Origin of the sequence: Bradyrhizobium sp. LA6.1, from assembly GCF_040547805.1 — a bacterium.
Lineage (GTDB): Bacteria > Pseudomonadota > Alphaproteobacteria > Rhizobiales > Xanthobacteraceae > Bradyrhizobium > Bradyrhizobium barranii.
In genome coordinates this window covers 91,093-110,923 of the sequence record NZ_JBEPQK010000007.1, presented here as the reverse complement: position 1 = coordinate 110,923, position 19,831 = coordinate 91,093, and the positions used below count along the sequence as shown (strand labels likewise).

The 19,831-nt window shown below is 64.7% G+C and carries 17 protein-coding genes; 4 read left to right on the top strand and 13 right to left on the bottom strand.

What is annotated here, in order from left to right:
• Positions 1 to 41: 41 nt before the first annotated feature.
• From ABIB99_RS19640 to ABIB99_RS19605, 8 genes are all read right to left on the bottom strand, one after another.
• The gene (locus ABIB99_RS19640) at positions 42 to 1,127 is read right to left on the bottom strand and encodes a branched-chain amino acid ABC transporter permease (protein ID WP_354177181.1); all 1,086 of its coding nucleotides are present in this window, start codon (positions 1,125 to 1,127) and stop codon (positions 42 to 44) included.
• On the bottom strand, positions 1,124 to 2,134 hold the full coding sequence (locus ABIB99_RS19635) for a branched-chain amino acid ABC transporter permease (protein ID WP_248880549.1): 1,011 nt from the start codon (positions 2,132 to 2,134) through the stop codon (positions 1,124 to 1,126). Before ABIB99_RS19635 ends, ABIB99_RS19640 begins: the two co-directional genes overlap by 4 nt.
• A complete protein-coding gene (locus ABIB99_RS19630; RefSeq protein ID WP_354177179.1) occupies positions 2,131 to 2,853 on the bottom strand; it encodes an ABC transporter ATP-binding protein in 723 nt (240 codons plus the stop codon). The genes ABIB99_RS19635 and ABIB99_RS19630 overlap by 4 nt, the downstream gene beginning before the upstream one ends.
• A complete protein-coding gene (locus ABIB99_RS19625) occupies positions 2,850 to 3,614 on the bottom strand; it encodes an ABC transporter ATP-binding protein (RefSeq protein ID WP_028155337.1) in 765 nt (254 codons plus the stop codon). The genes ABIB99_RS19630 and ABIB99_RS19625 overlap by 4 nt, the downstream gene beginning before the upstream one ends.
• Before the next feature lie 63 nt (positions 3,615 to 3,677).
• Positions 3,678 to 4,862: a substrate-binding domain-containing protein gene (locus tag ABIB99_RS19620; RefSeq protein WP_354177178.1), complete on the bottom strand. Its 1,185-nt coding sequence runs from the start codon at positions 4,860 to 4,862 to the stop codon at positions 3,678 to 3,680.
• Between the two features lie 345 nt (positions 4,863 to 5,207).
• Complete coding sequence (locus tag ABIB99_RS19615; RefSeq protein WP_354177176.1) at positions 5,208 to 6,647, bottom strand: sigma-54 interaction domain-containing protein; 1,440 nt, start codon at positions 6,645 to 6,647, stop codon at positions 5,208 to 5,210.
• Positions 6,648 to 6,869: 222 nt separating this feature from the next.
• Entirely contained in the window at positions 6,870 to 8,606 is a 1,737-nt protein-coding gene (locus ABIB99_RS19610; protein ID WP_354177175.1) for a putative bifunctional diguanylate cyclase/phosphodiesterase, read from the bottom strand.
• A gap of 206 nt (positions 8,607 to 8,812) precedes the next feature.
• Entirely contained in the window at positions 8,813 to 9,778 is a 966-nt protein-coding gene (locus ABIB99_RS19605) for a sensor histidine kinase (protein WP_063980064.1), read from the bottom strand.
• A 179-nt stretch (positions 9,779 to 9,957) separates the two neighbouring features.
• Between ABIB99_RS19605 and ABIB99_RS19600 the strand changes: the two genes are divergently transcribed.
• The gene (locus ABIB99_RS19600) at positions 9,958 to 10,797 is read left to right on the top strand and encodes an SDR family NAD(P)-dependent oxidoreductase (RefSeq protein ID WP_354177174.1); all 840 of its coding nucleotides are present in this window, start codon (positions 9,958 to 9,960) and stop codon (positions 10,795 to 10,797) included.
• A gap of 118 nt (positions 10,798 to 10,915) precedes the next feature.
• On the opposite strand, the gene ABIB99_RS19595 is transcribed toward ABIB99_RS19600, so the two are convergent.
• From ABIB99_RS19595 to sthA, 3 genes are all read right to left on the bottom strand, one after another.
• The gene (locus tag ABIB99_RS19595; protein ID WP_354177172.1) at positions 10,916 to 12,289 is read right to left on the bottom strand and encodes a cytochrome P450; all 1,374 of its coding nucleotides are present in this window, start codon (positions 12,287 to 12,289) and stop codon (positions 10,916 to 10,918) included.
• 138 nt (positions 12,290 to 12,427) lie between these two features.
• Positions 12,428 to 13,663 carry an LLM class flavin-dependent oxidoreductase gene (locus ABIB99_RS19590; protein WP_354177170.1) on the bottom strand — a complete coding sequence of 412 codons (1,236 nt, stop codon included), beginning with the start codon at positions 13,661 to 13,663 and terminating at the stop codon, positions 12,428 to 12,430.
• 290 nt (positions 13,664 to 13,953) lie between these two features.
• Complete coding sequence (gene sthA, locus ABIB99_RS19585) at positions 13,954 to 15,345, bottom strand: Si-specific NAD(P)(+) transhydrogenase (protein ID WP_063980061.1); 1,392 nt, start codon at positions 15,343 to 15,345, stop codon at positions 13,954 to 13,956.
• A 148-nt stretch (positions 15,346 to 15,493) separates the two neighbouring features.
• Between sthA and ABIB99_RS19580 the strand changes: the two genes are divergently transcribed.
• Together ABIB99_RS19580 and ABIB99_RS19575 are read left to right on the top strand one after the other, a co-directional pair.
• On the top strand, positions 15,494 to 16,906 hold the full coding sequence (locus tag ABIB99_RS19580) for an MFS transporter (protein ID WP_063985949.1): 1,413 nt from the start codon (positions 15,494 to 15,496) through the stop codon (positions 16,904 to 16,906).
• 139 nt (positions 16,907 to 17,045) lie between these two features.
• Entirely contained in the window at positions 17,046 to 18,224 is a 1,179-nt protein-coding gene (locus ABIB99_RS19575; RefSeq protein ID WP_354177169.1) for an extracellular catalytic domain type 1 short-chain-length polyhydroxyalkanoate depolymerase, read from the top strand.
• Between the two features lie 22 nt (positions 18,225 to 18,246).
• On the opposite strand, the gene ABIB99_RS19570 is transcribed toward ABIB99_RS19575, so the two are convergent.
• The gene (locus ABIB99_RS19570) at positions 18,247 to 18,549 is read right to left on the bottom strand and encodes a hypothetical protein (RefSeq protein WP_231143720.1); all 303 of its coding nucleotides are present in this window, start codon (positions 18,547 to 18,549) and stop codon (positions 18,247 to 18,249) included.
• Between the two features lie 139 nt (positions 18,550 to 18,688).
• Here ABIB99_RS19570 and ABIB99_RS19565 point away from each other — a divergent pair, with 139 nt between their 5' ends.
• Entirely contained in the window at positions 18,689 to 19,057 is a 369-nt protein-coding gene (locus ABIB99_RS19565) for a winged helix-turn-helix transcriptional regulator (protein ID WP_063980058.1), read from the top strand.
• 58 nt (positions 19,058 to 19,115) lie between these two features.
• Here the strand turns inward: ABIB99_RS19565 and ABIB99_RS19560 are convergent, their stop codons facing one another.
• A complete protein-coding gene (locus tag ABIB99_RS19560; protein ID WP_063980057.1) occupies positions 19,116 to 19,796 on the bottom strand; it encodes an MBL fold metallo-hydrolase in 681 nt (226 codons plus the stop codon).
• Positions 19,797 to 19,831 lie beyond the last annotated feature (35 nt).

Here is a 19,831-nt window from a genome sequence, read left to right as displayed (position 1 = left end):
TATGCCCATCACAACCGCTGCGCTGCATCATTAATGCCGGCTTAATGCAAGGCACCCGCGCTCTTGTCGCGGCCGGCATTGCGCAGACGTCCGACGACGCCGGTCGGGAAGAAGTAGACGCTGGCGATGAACAGCAGCCCGAGCCACAGCAGCCAGCGATCGGGATGCAACAGCCCCGGCAGCAACGGCAGGCCGGCTTCGCTCGCCGCCTTGGAGGCGACGCCCATCAGCGACTGAAGGTAGTTCTGGGCGAGGATGAAGATGGTGGCGCCGATGATCGCGCCGTAGATCGTGCCCATGCCGCCGATCACCACCATCAACAGAATGTCCAGCATGATCGAGAAGCTGAGCGAGGTGTCGGGACCGGCATAGCGCAGCCACAGCGCGTTCAAAATGCCGGCGCTGGCGGCGACCAGCGCGGCGAGGCAGTTGGCGTAGGTCAGGTGGAAGACGGTGCGAAAGCCGAGCGCCTCGGCGCGAAAGCGGTTCTCGCGGATCGCCTGGAGCACGCGTCCGAACGGCGAGTTCACGACACGCAACAAAGCGAGGATCATCAGGGCCGAGACGGCGAACACCAGGTAGAAGGTGAGGATGCGGCCGTTGATCTCGAATCCGAACAGGTTCTTGGAGATCAGCACCGTGCCGGGCCGCAGCAACTCCGGCAGCTGGAAGCTGCGTCCGTCCTCACCGCCGGTCAGCCAGGAGAGCTGCGAGGCCAGCACCTGGAAGGCGGAGGCGACCGCGAGCGTGATCATGGCAAAGAAGATCGCGGCGACCCGCAGCGAGAACAGGCCGATCGCGAGCGCGAGCAGTGCGGCGAGCGGCAGGCCGACGACGATGCCGGTTGCGACCGCGGCCCAGTTCGGACCCATCCCGTACAGCGCGATCGCGATCGCGTAGCTGCCGATGCCGTAGAACATGGTGTGGGCGAACGACACCGAGCCGGTATAGCCGAGCAGGAGGTCGTAAGAGGCGACGAGCGCGGCGAAGACGCAGATCTTGGCCGCGACGTTCAGCGCCTTGGCACCCGGGAACAGGAACGGCGTCGCCGCCAGCGCCAGGATGATGACGATGAGGAGGAGCGTGAGCACGCGGCTCTTCGGCGGATCGCCTGACAGGAGCATCATCGGCTGGTCACCGCATAGAGGCCGCGCGGCCGCCACATCAGAATGGCGACCATCAGCAGGATGTTGGAGACGAGGGCGAGTTTCGGCACCAGGAAGCCGCCGTAATTGGCCACCATCGCGACCAGGATGGCGCCGATGAAGCAGCCGCCGATCGAGCCGAGGCCGCCGATGATGACGACGATGAAAATCAAGACGGTGAGGTCGTCGCTCATGGAGGCGTGGACCTGCTCGCGATAGAGCGCCCACATCACGCCGCCGAGGCCTGCGAGCGCCGATCCCGTCATGAACACGCCGAGGAACAGGCGGCGGATGCGATAACCGAGCGCCTCGACCATCTCGCGGTTCTCGACGCCGGCGCGGATCAGAAGGCCGAGCTTGGTGCGGTTGAGCACGAGCTGGATCGCGATGAAGACGGCGAGGCCGATCAGCATCGCCAGCACGCGGTATTTGGCGATCGCGACGTCGCCGAGGATGAAGGAGCCCCGCAGCGATGTCGGCAACGGCATCGGGATGATCTGCGGTCCCCACAGCGCATAGAGCGTCTGCTCGGCGACGATCAGGCCGCCCGTCGTCATCAGGATCTGTTTCAGATGCTGGCCGTAGACGGGCAGGATCAGCACGCGCTCGACGACCAGGCCGAGCGCGCCGGACACCGCCATCGACAGCAGTGCCGCCGGCGCCAGCACCGCGAGGTTGATCCAGAGCGAATCCGCCTGCATCGAGGCCGCGAATGGCGCCAGCACGAGGGTTGCCACATAGGCGCCGACGGCGATGAAGGCGCCGTGGCCGAAATTGAGCACGTCCATCAGGCCGAACACCAGCGTCAGCCCCGAAGCCATGATGAAGATCATCATGCCCATGGCAAGACTCGCGGCGGTCAGCGTCAGCCAGGTGCTGGGTGACCCCACCAGAGGAATCATCGCAAGCGCCAGCGCGATCGGCAGCAGGATCGGCGCGAGATCGCGCTTCGGCTTCGGCAGCGGATCATTCGCGGCGAGTTCAGTCACTGATGCGCCTCCAGGCTCAGGCCGAGCAGCCGCTCCTGCAGCGGCACGTCGGCGGCGAGCGCCGCCATCTCGCCGCGATGGACGATGGTGCCGTTGTCCATGACCAGCACGTTGTCGCCGAGCTCGTGGGCGGCAAAGAAATTCTGTTCGACCATCAGGATCGTCGCGCCCTTGCGCTTGATCTCCTTCAGGCACTCGATCAGTGCCATGACGATCGCGGGCGCCAATCCCTTGGTCGGCTCGTCGATCAGCAGCAGCTTGCGCGGCTCGACGATGGCGCGCGCGATCGACAGCATCTGCTTCTGCCCGCCCGAGAGGCTTCCCGCGCGCGACAGCCAGAACCGGCGCAGCGCGGGGAAGAAGCCGAAGATCCAGTCGAGCTGGGTATCGTCGAGCGGCCCGTCACGCGCCGCCAGCACCAGGTTTTCCTTCACCGTGAGGTCGGAAAACACCGCCATGCTCTCCGGCACGTAGCCGACGCCGAGCCGCGCGATATCGGGCGTGGCGCGGCTCTCGATGCGCTCGCCTGCGAGCGTGATTTCGCCGCTGGAGGCCTGCCACAGGCCCATGACGGTGCGCAGCGTCGTGGTCTTGCCGGCGCCGTTGCGGCCGAGCAGCATGGTGGTCTGGCCCTGGGGGACTGCGAGGTCGATGCCCTGGAGGATGTGGTAGCGGCCGATATGCGTATGCACGCCGGAGAGTTTGAGCAGGTCGGTCATGCGGCACTCTTTGGAGCAACGCCGAGATAGGCTTCCTGCACGATCGGCGAGGCGATCACCTCGGCCGGCGGCCCGTCGGCGACAAGTTGTCCGTTGTGCAGCACGATGATGCGGTCGGCGAGCGAGCGCACCACGTCCATCTTGTGCTCGACGAGGAGGATGATCTTGCTCTTGTCTTGCTTGAGCTGCGCGATCAGGTTCAGCACGACCGGCACCTCGTCGATGCTCATGCCCGCGGTCGGCTCGTCGAACATGAACACTTTGGGTTCGAGCGCGATCATCAGCGCGACCTCGAGCTTGCGCTGGTCGCCATGCGACAGCGCAGTCGCCGCGACGCCGCGGCGATTGCCGAGTGCGACCTGGTCGAGGATGGCATCGGCACGGGCGATCAGGTCGCGGCGGACCATCCAGGGCCGCAGCATGTCGTAATGGGTGCCGCTGGCCGCCTGCACCGCGAGGCGGACGTTCTCTTCCACGGTGAGATTCGGAAACAGGTTGGTGAGCTGGAAGGCGCGGCCGAGGCCCGCGCGGGTGCGCAGCGGCGCGGAATGCTGGGTGATGTCGGTGCCGTCGAACAGGATGCTGCCGTGTGAAGCGCGCAGCTGGCCTGAGATCAGGTTGAAATAGGTGGTCTTGCCGGCGCCGTTCGGCCCGACGATGGCGGTGAGCTCGCCGGGGCGGAACGTGCAGGTGACGTTGTTGACCGCGACGTGGCCGCCGAAGCGGATGGTGAGGTCGCGCGTCTCTAACGTCAGGGCCATGAGGATAACTCTGGAATAGGGAAGGATCCTCTCCCCGCACGGGCGGGGAGAGGGGATTCGATATCAGCGCTTGTTGCGGACCGGAACGTCCATGTCCTCGATCTTCAGCTCGCGCACCGGCTCGAGCACGGCCCAGGCGACGTTCGGATCGACCTTGACCTTGAAGTGATACATGCTCTGCAGCGCCTGATGGTCCTCCTTGCGGAACACCATCTTGCCCTTCGGCGTGTCGAACTCCAGGCCTTCCATCGCCGTGATCAGCTTCTCGGTGTCGGTCGACTTCGCCTTGGTGACGGCGGCGACGACGGACATCGCAGCCGCAAAGCCGCCCGCGGTGAAGAAGTCCGGCGGCGCGTTGAAGCGCTTCTGGTGCTCGGCGACGAACCAGTCGTTCACCGGGTTCTTCGGGATGTCATAGTAGTAATAGGTCGCGCCTTCCATGCCGGGCAGGCCCTTGTAGGCGGCCAGTGCCGGCAGGATGTTGCCGCCGGTGGAGAGCTCGATGCCGTAGCGCTTCGGATCCATGTCCTGGAGCTTGGCCAGCGGATTGCCGGCGCCGGCCCAGATCACCCAGATCACCTTGCGGCCGGGCTTGTCCTTCAGCGCGTCGAACAGGCGCTGGCCGACCGCGGTGAAGTCGGTGGTCGAGGTCGGAGCATATTCTTCCGCGGCGAGCGTCGCGCCGGTCTTGGCCAGCGCCTCCTTGAAGGCGGCGACGCCGTCGCGGCCGAAGGCGTAGTCCTGCGCCAGCGTCGCCACGGTGACGCCCTGCTTGCCGATCGCGACCGCGTTCGAGATCGCGTCCTGCGACGAATTGCGCCCGGTGCGGAAGATGTAGCGATTCCACTTCTCGCCGGTAATCTGGTCCGCGACCGCGGGCTCGACGATCAGGATCTTCTTGTTCTCCTCGGCGACGGGGAGAATGGCGAGCGCCGCGGCCGACGAGGTCGTACCGATCGCGATGTCGGCCTTGTCGTCCTGATAGGCTTCCGCGAGCGCGGCCTTCGACAGGTCGGGTTTGCCCTGGTCGTCCTTGGTGATGACGACGATCTTGCGGCCGTCGAGCGTCATGGTGCCCTTGGTGGCGTATTCAAAACCCATCTGCAGGCCAGTTTCGGTCTGCTTGGCATAGGCTTCGAGCGGGCCGGTCTTGCCGTAGATCAGTGCGACCTTGAGGTCGTCGGCCTGCGCGGAGGTGTTCGCGGCCAGGCCGAGGATGGCTGCCGTGAGAATGAGCGATCGACGCACGATGATTTCCTCCTTGAATGAACTGCCTTGATCACAGCGATTTGCACAAGTGTGCATACATTGCAATTCCACCTTCCGGCGGAGCTTGCACGAGGCGCATGTGACAGTCTCTTGACGTGCGCGTGCCGGATCGTCGCAGGCCGCGACGAGTTCGCGTTAACGATCCCCTGGCTTCACATCAGCCGTTGCGTTTCCTCAGGCTGCCTCAGAGCAAGCCCTGCGCCAGATCCGGAGCTTTGCGCGGGAATGCCTGAAATTGCGGCGGATCGCGCGCGAACGCCACAGGCGAGTGCCGATATGACGGTGTCAGGAGTCCGAGACTCCGGACACGTGCCGTCTCGAAAGTCAGACAGGCGGCGACCCCGACGCCAGTCCGAACTTGGCGAGCTTCTTGTAGAACGTCGCGCGCGAGATACGCAGCATCCGCGCGGCTTCCGAGATCTGGCCGTTGCTGGCGGCGAGCGCATGCTCGAGCGTATGCTTCTCGAACTCCGCCTCGGCTTCGGCATAGGGGACGACCGAGCCGGTCATCTGCGGCGCCGGTCCAGGGCCGGCCTCCGCGCTGACCGGCAGGATGTGAACGAAATCGTCGCCGGTCAGGCGCCCGGAATCGCTCAGGATCAGTGCGCGCTCCAGAATGTTGCGGAGCTCGCGGACGTTGCCGGGCCAGTCGTAGCGCGCGAGCGCCGACAATCCGCTCGGCGTGATCCTGGCATTGAGGAAGTCGCCGGAGGCGCTGATGTCCTCGATCAACCGAGCGCAGATGTCGGGCAGGTCGTCGAGGCAATTTCTCAGGGGAGGCAGGTCGATCGAGAGCACGTTGAGGCGGTAGTAGAGATCGGCGCGGAAGGCGCCGTCGCTGACGCGCTTGCGCAAATCCACATTGGTCGCGGCAATGACGCGCACGTCGACCTTGCTGATCTTGTCCGAGCCGAGCGGCTCGATCTCGCGCTCCTGCAGCACGCGCAACAGCTTGGCTTGCAATTGCAGCGGCATCTCGCCGATCTCGTCGAGGAACAGCGTGCCGCCATCGGCGATCCGGAACTTGCCCTCGCGTCCCCTGCGGTCGGCGCCGGTATAGGCGCCAGGCGCAGTGCCGAAGAATTCGGACTCGATCAGCGTCTCCGGGATCGCCGCGACATTGACGCTGACGAACGGTTTTTCCGCGCGCGAGGACGCATTGTGGATCGCCTGCGCCAGCAGCTCCTTGCCGGTGCCGGTCTCGCCGGTGAGCAGCACTGTCACGCTCTGCCGCGCCGCGCGCTTGGCGAACTCCTTGGCCTGCGCGATCGCCGCTGTCGTGCCGACGAAATCGGCAAGGGTGAAGCGCGCCGCGCGGGCGTTAGACAATTGCCGCCGCGCCAGCCGCAGATCGCTCTCGAGCTGGGTGACGCGGGCGAGCAGCGGCTTGAGGCTCTCGAGGTGGTCATAGAGCACGAACCCGATCGCGCCGATAACGTTGCGGTCCTCGTCCTCGATCGGCATGCGCGTCACCACGAGCTGCTCGCCGCCGAGCTCCATGATGTCGAGCAGGATCGGCTCGCCGCTCTCGGCGACGTTCCGCATCAGACTGTTCGGGATGATCTCCTCGATCGGCCGGCCGATCGCTTCGGTGGTGTGCTTGAGGCCCAGCGAGGCCAGATATTTCTCGTTGACGTAGATCACCCGCCCACCGCGATCGATCGCGATCGCGCCCTCGCACAGATGCTCCAGCCGCTCGAACAGCGTCACCATCGCCCGCGCGCGGACATAGGCGGGATCGCTGACGTCTGGGGAGGAGGGCATGGCGTACCTCAGGGAAGTCCGCCTGTGTATTAGCAAAAGGGCAGCAATTTCAAAGGGGGAAATGGGTGTTGCGGATGCGAGCCGCCCCCACCGCTGTCATGCCCCGGCTTGACCGGGGCATCCAGTACGCCGCCGCCTATCGGTTCAACCACAACCGTCTCGGCGTACTGGGTCGCCCGGTCAAGCCGGGCGACGACATCGAGATTGGAGCGGCTTGTGCTCCTATCGCCGATACCCGCTCGCCCGCGAATAGCCCTGCCGGTTCTGCTGCGTCGGGCGGTTGGACACGCCGGGACGGGCTTCGCTGGAGGCGGGGGTCGCGAGCTTGAGCTCCTCCAGGAAGATCGGCCGGGCGAAATAATAGCCTTGCGCGTAGCGGATCTTGGTCGCGGCCTGGAGATAGGCCAGCTCCTCGTAGGATTCGAGGCCTTCGGCGATCACGGTCATGCCGAGCGCTTCGCTCAGGGATTCGATCGCGCGCAAGATGCCCTGGCTGCGCGGGCGCTTATGGATGTCGGTGATGAACGAGCGGTCGATCTTGATCTCGTCGGCGGTGATGTCGGCGAGCGCCGAGAGCGAGGAATAGCCGGTGCCGAAATCGTCGATGGAGATGCCGACGCCGAGCTTGCGGAACATCGGCAGGATCTCGGTCTGGAAATGATTCTTGGCGACGAAGGCGTCTTCCGTCACCTCGATCATGAAGCGCTGCGGGAAGCCGGTCTCGTCCAGCGCCCGCGCGAAACTGCGCATGAATTCGGGGTTGCCGGCCTGCTTGGCGGCGACGTTGATGCTGATGGTCGCTTCCGCGCCGAAGCTGTCGTTGATCAGGTCGATCGACTTGACGATCTCTGCGAGCACGAGATGGGTGAGCTCGTCGATCAGTCCCAATTCGCCGGCAAGGTTGATGAACGAGCCCGGCGCCTGGATCACGCCCTCGTCGTCGCGCAGGCGCACCAATGCCTCGATGCCGGTCACGGCCTGGGTGCGGATGTCGACCTTGGACTGGAACGCGCAGCAGAAGCGCTTTTCGAGGATGGCGAGCCGCAGCGACTGCTCGATCTTCATCCGCGCCAGCGCCTCGCGCTCCATGCTGGCGTCGAAGAAGGCCGCCGAGCCCTTGCCGCTGTTCTTGATGCGGTACATCGCGATGTCGGCGTTCTGGCGCAGCGTCTCGAAGCTGCGGCCGTGGTCGGGATAGAGGCTGACGCCGACGGAGGTGGAGGCGAAGACCTCCGAATTGTCGATGAAGAACGGTGCGGTCAGCCGCTCCAGCGTCGCTTGCATGAATTCGGCGACTTCCTCCTGGCTCTGGATCGGGGAGAGCAGCAGCAGGAATTCGTCGCCGGAGATGCGCGACAGCATGTCGGAATCGCGCAGGTCGCGCCCGAGCCGCTTCGACAGCTCGACCAGCAGCGCATCGCCGACGGCGTGGCCGTAATAGTCGTTGATGTGCTTGAAATTGTCGACGTCGAGAAAGGCGAGCGCGAAACGCTCGCCTTTGCCGTCGCGCGCGAGCAGGCTGGCGGCGCGATGCTCGATCACGCGCCGCGAGGGCAGGCCGGTCAGCTCGTCGAAATAGGCCGAGCGGAACAGCTGGTCCTCGAAATTCTTCTGTTCGGTGATGTCGGAGGAGGCCGAGATCAGCAGCTCGCGTCCGGCAACGCGGACGGGGCGATGGGTGGTCAGCAGCACCTGGCGTGCAGCTCCATCCTGGAGCGCTTCCTCGGAGATGACTGCCTCGCCGGACCTCAGTGCCCGCTGGCAGGCTTCCCGGCGCGGCGTCAGATCGGGCGACGGACGGCTGCCGTCCATGCCGAGCTGAGCGGCCGCGACATCGTTAACCAGGAGAAGCTCGCCCTGCGCGTCCTGCACGGTCAGACCGGCAGGCAGCATTCTAACGATTTCCTTGAGAAATCCGAGTTCGGCTTCACTCGCGCCGGAATATCTGTTGTCGTTCATAGAAGTCATGAATCTTGTTGTTTCAACGCGCCTTTGCAATGGACGCGATCTTGCGCAGTTCCCTCTTAGGTTTGGTTAAGGGGTACGGAGAAATACGGGGGTGTTTTGCGGCGATGCGACGCGCCCGACCCATCGTCATTAACGGAGCGTCAACGCGCGCAACGAAACTGCGAGCGGGGCGCGCGTCTCTTGCGCTCGTGCCGCGTCTAACCGTTCTGCGGGATGCGGCATTGCATGATGCAATGCAGGCCGGTCTTGAGATACGAGACCTCGGACTTGCCGTCGAAAGCCGACAGCGCTGACTTCAGCAGCTTGGTGCCGAAGCCGGGCTCGGAGACCTTGTCGATGCTCGGGCCCTCGGTTTCGTCCCAGGTGACGGTCAGACGGTCGCCGCTGACGGTCCACGACACCTGCAATAATCCGCGCGGCGCGGAGAACGCACCATATTTGCCCGCGTTGGTGGCGAGCTCGTGAAACATCAGCGACAGCGTGACCGCGAGCTTCGGCGGCAGGAACAGCCGGTCGCCGTTGAGCGTGAAGCGGACATGGCCGTAAGGTCCGAGCTCTGCGATCAGGAGATCGCGGATATCGCAGCCGCCCTTGTCGATCCGCGAGATCAGATCGTCGGTTGCAGCCAGCGACCGTAGCCGCGGATCGATCCGGGCCCAGACCTGCGGCTGGTCGTGCAGCACCTGGTGCAGCACGGCGTGCGCGGTCGACAGCTTGTTCTTCAGCCGATGCTGCAGCTCGTCGACCAGCAGCTTGCGGTATTCTTCTTCCTCGATCAGCCGTTTGGAAATCCGGCGCTGTTCCGCCAGCATCCCGCGATAGTGCTCGACGCCCCAGATCGTGAGTGCGGAGACGCCCCAATAAAGGGTCAGCAAGGTGAACCTGGAGCGATCGGCAAGAGCGTCGCTGAAATTGACGACGACGCCGAGCACGCCGCCGATCAGCGCGGTGATGATGCCGATCCGCAAGCCGCCGAACGCGGCGGCAAAGAACACGGCCGGAAAGTACGGGGTGAAGTAGACGTCGGGCCGCACATGCGCGAGACCCCAGCGCGCCACCGTCGCAACCAGCAGGCAGGCGACCGCGAAGCCGAGGCTCAGAGCGAGCGATGGCGCTGCCACGCCCTGCCAGCCCTTGCGGAATTCGTCGATCAGCTTCTCCATGCCCGGCCCGGTTGCGCTATGCGCGCGTAAATCGAGAAAGGAGCGGGAATGTTACGCATGTCGCATGCACAAGCAAAGCTTGCCTTGTCGCAGACCGGCAGGAATAGTGACTGTCGCGGCGCCGAGATCGATCGGCGTCCGCCATTTGACATCAAATCATTCGAAAACAGGAACATTCCATGGGTAGGTTGGATGGTAAGGTTGCGGTGATTACGGGCGCGACGAGCGGGATCGGCCTGCGTACCGCGGAAGTCTTCGTTGCCGAAGGTGCCAAAATTGTGATCGCGGGGCGGCGCATACCGGAAGGCGAGGCGCTGGCGAAGCAGCTCGGGGTCAATTGCATCTTTCGCCAGACCGACGTGACGGTCGAAGCGCAGATGCAGGCGCTGATCGCGCTCGCGGTCGAGAAGTTCGGCCGGATCGACTGCCTGTTCAACAATGCCGGCGGCCCGGCGCAGACCGGGGGCATCGAAGGCCTCGATGTCGAGCGGTTCGACGCGGCGATGGCGACCCTGGTGCGCAGCGTCATGCTCGGCATGAAGCATGCCGCGCCCGTCATGAAGAAGCAGGGTTCTGGCAGCATCATCAACAATGGCAGCATCGCAGGCCGTCTTGCCGGCTTTTCCTCGTCGGTCGTCTATGGCGCGGCCAAGGCGGCGGTGATCCATCTCACCAAATGCGTGGCGATGGAGCTCGGCGAGTCCAACGTGCGCGTCAACTCGATCTCGCCCGGTGCGATCGCGACCGGCATTTTCGGCAAGGCGCTGGGGCTCGCGACCGATGCGGCGGAGGCGACGCCTGCCGTGATGCGCGAAGTCTTCAAGACCGCACAGCCGATCCCGCGCGCGGGCCTCCCCGATGACATCGCGCAGGCCGCGGTGTTTCTGGCGAGCGACGAATCCAGCTTCGTCAACGGACACGATCTCGTCGTCGACGGCGCCGTCACCGGCGGCCGCAACTGGAGCCAGCAGCAGCAGGGTTACGTCGCCATGCGCAAGGCGTTCGATCAGGAGGCGTAGTAGCGGCAGGTGACGGTGCCGTAGGGTGGGCAAAGCGAAGCGCGCCCACCAATTCTTTCTTCGCGAGGAATGGTGGGCACGGCGCTACGCGCCTTTGCCCACCCTACGAAAACAGTGCCTAAACCGTCTTCACCCGCACCCGCAAGCCATCCCGCGGCTTCGGGATCGGCCACATCTGCCAGTCCGGCTTGTAGCCCGGCTCCAGCGACACTTCGAGGTTCTGCAAAAAGTGCCGGGCAAAACACTTCGCCTGCATGTAGGCGAAGTGCAGGCCGAGGCACATATGCGCGCCGCCGCCGAACGGCACCCAGGCGAAGCGATGCCGGTTGCGCTGGGCTTCCTCGGTGAAGCGCAAGGGATCGAAGCGATCCGGCTCCGGCCAGATGTCCTTCATGTGGTGGGTGTAGAGCGGATTGACGCCGACGGCGGTACCGGCCGGAATCGTAAAACCCTTGAAGGTGAAATCGCGCATCGCACGGCGCGGCATCGACGGCACCGGCGGCTTGATCCGCAGGGCCTCCTTGAACGCCATCTCCGACAGCGGCATTTTTTCGAGGTCGTCGAAGCTGCTCGGCGAACCCGGTGCGAGCCCCAGCGCAAGAACCTCCGCGCGCAATCTATCCTGCCAGTCCGGATTGGCGGCGAGCTCGCCGATGAAGGAGGTCAGCGACGAGGTCAGCGTGTCGTGCGCCGCCATCATCAGGAAGCTCATATGGTCGATGATGTCCTGCTCGGAGAGCAGGGCGCCATCCTCGTGGGTGGCGCGGCAGAGCTGCGAGAACAGATCGTCGCCGCCGTGATTGCCGCGTCGCAGCGGGATCTGCTCGCGGAAATAGGCCACGATGCGCTTGCGTCCCTTCACGCCGGCGGCCATCTGCGTGCCCGGCAGCGGCCGGCGGATCGGGGCGACCGCGGCCGCGACCATGTCGACGAACGCGCGGTTGATCTCGTCGACCTCCGGCCCGATATCGGCACCGAGGAACGACGCCGCCGCGAGGTCGAGCGTGAGCTGCTTCATCGCCGGATAAAGCTTCATCTCGCCAGGCTTCGCCTTCCACTGCGCGACGCGCGCGGCGATGCCGTGGTCGAGATCGCTCAAGTACGACTTCATCGGCCCCGACTTGAACGCGACCGACAGCGCCTTGCGATGCAGCCGGTGCTCGTCGAAATCGAGCAGCATCAGGCCGCGCGGAAACAACAGGCCGAGCACCTTGTTCCAGCCGTGCGTCGAGGAGAACAGCTTCTGCTGGTCGAACAGCACGAGCTCGTTGGCCTCGGGGCCGAGCAGCACGACATTGGTCTCGCCGAAAATATGGGTGCGGTAGACCGGGCCGTATTTGGCGCCGTTCGCCTCGATATGCCCCTTGGGATCGGCGAGTACCTGAAAGGTCTTGCCGATGATCGGCCAGCCCTCGTCGCCAGGGATGTGCGTCAGCTCGTTGCGCCTGGGTGCGGTGAACGGAAGCGCAGGGGCGACATTCTGCATCGACATGACGATTGCTCCGGTTGACCGACCGAACAGGCGCGCGAACACAGATGACTACGACCCGCGCCAGCTGACCGGGGTCAGCATAGCACAGGCCGGTATGTCTTTCTTGTGAACGTCGTTACAAGCGTAGTTCCGACGGGCCTACCGCTTCGCCGCTTCCTTCTGCAAATCCGGGGCGTTGACTGCGGGAATGGCGACGCGGCCGGCGCCGGTCACCTTCAGGGCCTCTGCAGCCTTCTCGTTCTCCATGATCTTCGCCATCACGGCCTGCCCGGCGCGTTCGAAGATCGCGCGGTTCTCAATCACGAACTTTTGCGACTTGCGCAGTCCGTCGATATAGCCGTTGATCTCCGGCACGACGTAGCGCGCCACCAGGTCCCAGCTTCGGCGGGTATTTTCGGGATTGGCCCAATCGTGCACGAAGCCGATCACGGCGCCGACGCCGCCCGACACCTGCATCACGTTCTTGATCATCTTGACGAGGTCGTCGGGCGTACCGATCACGGAGGCCGCACCGTCGACGAAAGCGGTCTTGTCCACGGCCTCGTCGGGCGAGGCGAACGCCGTCAGGCCCGGCCGCTGCAGCGTGCCGACATTATATTCGTTGTGCCAGCGCATTAGGCCGGGGCTGGCTTCGCGGCGGGCCTGCTCGCGGGTCTCGGCGAGGTGCCAGGTCAGCAGCACGCGCCAGTTCGCCCGATCCACCTTGGTGCCGTGCTTCTTGGCGGCGTCCTCGGCGAACTGCCATTGCTGTTGCAGGGACATCAAGCCCTGCGTCGTCATCGAGCCCAGCGAGATGATGCCGATGCCGTATTTGCCGGCGAGCGTCATGCCCGAGGGCGAGATCTGCGAGGCCACGACGAACGGCATCTCCTCCTGCAAGGGCAGGATCTGGAGCGCGGCGTCGTTCATGGTGAACCAGTCGCTCTTCGCGGTGACGCGCTCGCCGTTGAACAGGCGGCGGATCACGCCGATGGCCTCGTCCTGGCGGTCGCGCTGCGTCATCGGGTCGATGCCGAGCGTGTGCGCGTCCGACGCCAGCGCGCCGGGGCCGGAGCCGAAAATGGCGCGGCCACCGGTCATGTGGTCGAGCTGCACCATGCGCTGCGCGACATTGAAGGGGTGATGATAGGGCAGCGACACCACGCCGGTGCCGAGCTTGATCCGCTTGGTGCGCTCGCCGGCCGCGGCCAGAAACATCTCGGGCGAGGCGATCATCTCCCAGCCGGAGGAATGGTGCTCGCCGCACCAGAACTCGTCATAGCCGAGTGCGTCGAGCTGCTCGACCAGGTCGAGATCGCGCCGGAACTGGAGCATCGGATGCTCCCCGATCGGGTGATGCGGGGCAAGGAAGGCTCCGAACTTCAGGCGCGCCATGGCGTTCTCTCCGGCTGAATTTTCTGTTTGTTGAGGTAGCGAGGCTACGTGCTGGCGATAGCGAAGGCAATCGCGCGGTGTCCCGCGCGGCGGAATGCAGGCATGCGTTGAGACGCTGCAACGACCTGCTTGGCCTGCATGGTTCGAGACGCCCGCTTCGCGGGCTCCTCACCGTGAGGGTCTAACACCTCGCCGCGAAGCGAGACCTCATCCTGAGGAGACCGCGCAGCGGTCGTCTCGAAGGATGGCCGCAAAGGGACTGTTCGCCAAATTTGCCGCGAAGAACGCCGCTACCGCGTCATCCTGTTCCACGCATCCAGCCCGGCGATCTTGTACGCCTCCGCCAGCGTCGGATAGTTGAACGTGTTCTGGATGAAATAGTCGATGGTGCCTTTGAGGTTCAACACGGCCTGGCCGATATGGATCAGCTCGGTGGCGCCTTCGCCGAGGATGTGCACGCCGAGCAGCCGGCGCGTCTTGGTCGAGAAGATCATCTTCATCATGCCGCTGTTCAGCCCCATGATGTGGCCGCGGGAGGTCTCGCGGAAGCGTGCGATGCCGACCTCGTAGGGAATGCCGCGCGTGCGCACCTCTTCTTCGGTGAGCCCTGTGGTCGATATCTCCGGCACCGAATAGATGCCGTAGGGGAAGAACTCCGGCGGCGCGAGCGGCTCCATGCCGAGCGCGTGGCAGGCGGCGACGCGTCCCTGCTCCATCGAGGTGGAAGCAAGGCTCGGAAAGCCGATCACGTCGCCGGCGGCGTAGATGTGCGGCACGCTGGTCTGCAAGGTCACGGGATCGACCGAGATGCGGCCGCGATGGTCGACGACGATGCCGGCGGCCTCCAAGTTGAGCCGATCGGTGGCGCCGACGCGCCCCGCCGCGAACAGCAGCATTTCCGTGGTGACGTGCCGCCCGTCCGACAAATGCGTGACGATGCCACCCTGCGCAGTCTTCTCGATCGAATTGACCTTGGCGCCGAGCCGCAGCGCGACGTTGCGGTCGCGCAGCTCGTGCACGAATTCGTCGATCAATTCCTTGTCGATGAAATCGAGGAAGGTCGGCCGCGGCTCGATCAGGGTCACTGGCACGTCGAGCGCGCTGAAGATGGTGGCGTATTCGACGCCGATCACGCCGGCGCCGATCACAGCCAGGCTGCGCGGCAGCTTTGCCAGCTCGATGATCTCGTCGCTGTCGAGCACGGTGGTGCCGTCGAACGGCACGTAGTCGGGGCGGAACGGGCGCGTGCCGCAGGCGATCAGGATGAAGGCGGCCGACACCACCTTTACCTCGCCAATTGAGCTCGTGATCTCGACCTCGTGCGGTGAGACCAGCCGCGCCTCGCCATTGGCGGTGCGCACCAGGTTGCGGCTGAACTGATGCTCGAGTACCTCGACCTCATGGTCGAGCGTCTTCTGAAGACGGATCATCAGGTCGCTCGCCGCGATGTCCTGCTTCACCTTGTAGGAGCGGCCGTAAAAGCCACGCTCGCGCCAGCCGGAGAGATTGAGCACGGTCTCGCGCAGGGTCTTTGAAGGAATCGTCCCGGTATGGACCGAGACGCCGCCGACCCGTCGGCCCTTCTCCACCACCAGCACGGCCTTGCCGAGCTTGGCACATTGCACCGCGGCCCGGCGCCCCGACGGGCCCGAGCCGATCACCACCATGTCGTAGTCGTACATCCGGAAAACTTCCGAGCCCGCGAAACCAGCGGGAATTGCCATGCAGCAATCGGGCCAAAGCGGCAAGTCCTACCTCGGAGGTAATCGCGCCAATGACGCCGATCTGCGAGTTTTGCGCGCAAATAAATCGCCGAAGGCTCGCGCGAAAATGCATCAAACCGTCACAAAACAAGTCGATTCGTCGCGCCGCTGGGGCGTGCTGGCGATCGTCGTCGCTGCTCAATTCATGTTCGGCGTCGACGCGTTCATCGTGAACGTCGCCATTCCCACTATCGCGGTGGACCTGCATGCGACGCCGGCGCAGATCGAATCCGTCATCGCGATATATCTGATCGCCTACGCCACGCTGGTCGTCACCGGCGGCCGCCTCGGCGACATCCACGGCACGAAGAATGTCTTCCTGGCCGGCGTGCTCGGTTTCACGGTGACCTCGCTGTGGTGCGGGTTGGCGCAATCGGGCGCGGAGCTGATCATCGCACGGCTGGCGCAGGGCGCGACTGCAGCGCTGATGGTGCCGCAGGTGCTGGCGACGCTGCATCTGCTCTTCACCGACGAACAGCGCAGCCGCGCTTTCGCCATCTACGGCATCGTGCTCGGGCTTGCGGGCGCCGCGGGCTTCCTGCTCGGTGGTCTCCTGGTCACGATCGACCTCGCCGGTACCGGCTGGCGCTCGGTGTTCTTCGTCAACGTGCCCTGCGGCCTCGTCATTGCGGCCGCCGCCTGGTGCATCATGCCGTCGGTGCCGCGCCGGGCCGGCACGCGGCTCGATATCAAAGGGAGCGTGGTGCTGTTCGCGGGGCTGTTGTGCCTGATCGGACCGCTGCTGTTCGGTCACGATGTCGGCTGGGCGCCGTGGCTATGGGCCGTGATGGCGGTCGGCGGCGCGATCCTTGTCGCGTTCCTGAAGCTCGAGCATGCGGTGGCGCGCGCCGGCGGCATGCCGCTGATCGATCTGACGCTGCTGTCCGATGCAGCCTTCCTGCGCGGGCTCGGCGCGGCGTTCTTTTTCTTCGTCGCCAACCTCTCGTTCTATCTGGTCATGACGCTGTTCATGCAGCGCGGCCTGAAGATCCCGCCGCTCGCAGCCGGCATGGCCTTCATTCCGCTCGCGCTGGCTTTCGTGGTCGCGTCGCGCCACAGCGGCGCGCGGGCGCGCCATCGCGGGACCAAGGTGTTGATCGAAGGCTGCATGCTGCAGATCGCGGGCCTCGCCGCACTCGCGCTGGTCACGGGGTATATCGATGCGCCCGCGCCGATCCTGCTCGCGCTCGTCATGATCATCTTCGGCTGCGGCCAGGGGCTGGTGATGGCGCCGCTATCCGGTGCGGTGCTCTCGACGGTGAAGCCTGTCGCGGCAGGCTCGGCGTCCGGCATGTACGGCACGACGGCGCAGATCGGAAATGCGGCCGGAGTGGCCGCAATCGGCGCGGCGTTCTTCGCGGTTGAAGCGTTGCAATCGGCGCGCGCAGGCTTCTTCGTTTCGCTCGCCGCGTTTGCGGCGTTAATCACGATCTGCGCCGCATTTCTGGCGTGGATGCGCCGCGTCTCTGCACGAAGTTGAGGCATTGCGGTTAATTCATGCGTATTCCTGCGGATTTTTGCGTGATTTCGGGTGATAGACAGCACACGGGCTTTTTATTTTGCACCGCAGCAACTATTTGGTTTGGGTGAACGTTGAACGTCGCCTGCCAGGAGTTGCCGTGTCGCTTGCCAAAAATCTCGCTCTCTTGAGACATCTGCCAAAGGTGGATGGTCTGCGCCTTGCCGAATTCGGCCGGAGCGCGGACGTATCCAGCCCGTTGGAAGAAGTCACGGGCTTCGGCGACAATCCCGGAAACCTGCGCATGTTCGCGTTCGTGCCGGCGCAACTCCAGAAGCCGCGCGCGCTCGTTGTCGTGCTGCATGGCTGCGGCCAGACCGCCGCTGCTTACGATCTCGGCGCGGGATGGTCGACGCTCGCGAAGCATTACGGCTTCGCGCTGGTGATGCCCGAGCAGCAACGCGTCAACAATGGCAACACCTGCTTCAACTGGTTCAATCCGGAAGACACTGCGCGGGACGGCGGCGAGGCGCGGTCGATCCGCGAGATGATCGCGCATATGGCCGAAGCGCACCGCATCGATCCCAAGCGCGTCTTCATCACCGGTCTCTCCGCCGGCGGCGGCATGACGTCGGTGATGCTCGCGACCTATCCGGAAGTTTTTGCGGCCGGTGCGGTGATCGCCGGGTTGCCCTATGGCATCGCCTCGAATCTGCGCGAGGCGCTGGACGGCATGTTTCATTCGCCGCAGCGGCCGGAGCGCGAACTCGGCGACTTCGTGCGGCGTGCCTCGAACCATCGCGGGCCGTGGCCGAAGATGTCGGTGTGGCACGGCAGCGCCGACCGCACCGTCAATCCCGGCAACGCCAGCGAGATCGTCAAGCAGTGGCTCGATTTGCACGATCTGCCGGCCGTGCCGATGGCGGAGACCATTGTCGACGGCTATCCGCGCCAGGCCTGGTGGAACAAGGACGGCGAAACCCTGGTCGAGTCCTACGCCATCACCGATATGGCCCACGGCACGCCGCTCGGCCTCGCCGACAATGATCAGCGCTACGGCATCGAAGGCGCATTCCTGATCGAGGCCGGTATTTCCTCGTCGTACCACATCGCAAAATTCTTCGGCCTCACCGGCTGGATTCCGGACGCGGCCGGGAAGAAGGCCGGGCCCGGGACGTCGAAGCCGGCGCTTTCACCCGCGCCGCATCTCGCCCGCTCGATCCGTGCTGCAGTCGCCGTTGCCGAAGAGCCGGCCGAGCCGAAGCGCGCGGCGGCGCGCGGCTTCGATCTCGGCCAGATCATCACGCGCGCACTGACCGCCGCGGGATTGATGAAGTAGTTCGTCGCTCGATAAGCGACGGCTACGCCGTCTGATCGATCCATTCGATCGGCGCCACCGTCACCTCGCCGCCGGCGACCTTCCGCGTCATCTCCTGATAGGCCTTGAAGAAGTCGCGCGATTGCAGCGCTTTTTGCGCAGCCTCGTCGGTGACGCTGGCGAGGTGGAAGTAGCTGGCGTCGTCGCGGTTCTTCAGGACCCGATAGCCGATCCGCCCCTTCAACTCCGGATCGCCCTCGATCGCCTTGATGAAGCGGCCGATCTCCTGGTGCCAGGCTTCCGTCGTGCCGTTTTTGAATTCGTACCTGATCATGAAATGCTTCATGTGACGCTCCCTGTTCGTCATGTGCGCCATCATCTGCGCCTTGCGGGCGATCCTGCAAGTATGGACAAAATTGATAGTATGGACTTTTTCGACGTCGCTCCTATCCTCCCGCAAGCTGGCTGCGTATGGAGGAGGCGACATGGCAAGGGCAAACCCGGCGCGCACCTGTCCGGTTACGGCCTTTCAGAAGATGATCAGCGGCAAGTACAAGCTCCGCATCGTCTGGGACCTCAAGGACGGTCCGCGCCGCTATGGCGAGATCAGGAGCGGCCTGTTGCGCGGCATGGCCGGCAGCGCCGAGATCACCCCGCGCGTGCTCAGCCGCGAATTGAAGGCGCTGACCCAAAGCGGCCTGATCGACCGCAAGGATTTTGGCGAGGTGCCGCCGAAGGTCGAGTATCGCCTGACGCGCAAAGGCAAGAGCTTCGTGCCGGTCGTCGCCGCGATCCGCGACTGGGGCGAACGCAACCTCAGTGACACCGCGGCGTTGGCGGAGGCCGCCGAGTAGAGCATGATCCGGAAAAGTGTGAAGCGGTTTTCCGAAAAGATCATGCTCAAGTAAAAGGCTACATCTCGCCGGTGATGAACGGATTGGTCATCCGTTCCTGGCCGATGCTCGAGCCGGCGCCGTGGCCGCAGATGAAGCCGACGTCGTCGCCGAGCGGCAAGAGCTTGGTCTTGATCGAGTTGATCAGCGTGGCGTGACTGCCGCCGGGCAGGTCGGTGCGCCCGACCGAGCCCGCAAACAGCACGTCGCCGACATGGGCAAAGCGCAAGTCCTTGTTGAAGAACACCACGCTGCCGGGCGAGTGGCCCGGGCAGTGCAAAATATCGAACTGCAGGCCGCCGATCGACACGCTGTCGCCCTCGTCGAGCCAGCGGTCCGGCTCGAAATTGCGGCCGCCGGTCATGCCGAAGCGCGCGCCGCTCTCGACCACGTTGTCGAGCAGGAATTTATCCGCGACATGCGGCCCCTCGATCGGCACCTTCAGCGCATCGCGCAATTCGGCCGCGCCGCCGACATGGTCGATATGGCCGTGGGTCAGCCAGATCTTCTCTACGGTGACGCCGGTCTGCTTGATCGCGTCCAGAATCTTCGGCACGTCCCCGCCGGGGTCGATCACCACGGCCTTCTTGCCGGGCTCGTCCCAGATGATGGTGCAGTTCTGCTCGAACAGCGTCACGGGGACGATGATCGCGCCAGCCTTGGCTTGCTGTGATTCTTGGGTATTGTTTTGCTCGGTCATGGCCTCACAATGCCGATTTTTGCCATGCCGCCAAG